The organism is Herbaspirillum sp. WGmk3 (assembly GCF_023952535.1).
In the GTDB taxonomy this organism is placed as follows: Bacteria; Pseudomonadota; Gammaproteobacteria; order Burkholderiales; family Burkholderiaceae_D; genus Herbaspirillum; species Herbaspirillum huttiense.
In genome coordinates this window covers 1-235 of record NZ_JAKYWT010000162.1, presented here as the reverse complement: position 1 = coordinate 235, position 235 = coordinate 1, and the positions used below count along the sequence as shown (strand labels likewise).

General features: G+C 56.2%; 1 pseudogene. It reads left to right on the top strand.

Annotated elements, in window-relative coordinates:
- Positions 1 to 37: 37 nt before the first annotated feature.
- A pseudogene (locus tag MKD49_RS26300) lies at positions 38 to 235 on the top strand (alpha-D-glucose phosphate-specific phosphoglucomutase); the annotation flags it as partial.

Below are 235 nucleotides of genomic sequence, written 5' to 3'. Positions count from 1 at the left end.
CAATGGCGCGACAACGCGCGCGGTCAAGAGAAAAAACATGCCAATCCGCGAACTGCAGACCAAACCCTACTCGGACCAGAAGTCCGGCACTGCTGGACTACGCAAGAAGGTTGCCGTGTTCCAGCAGCCGCATTATCTCGAGAATTTCTTGCAGTCTATTTTCGATGTCGAGACGAGTCTGCGCGGCAAGACCCTGATCATTGGGGGCGATGGCCGCTTTTACAACCGCGACGCG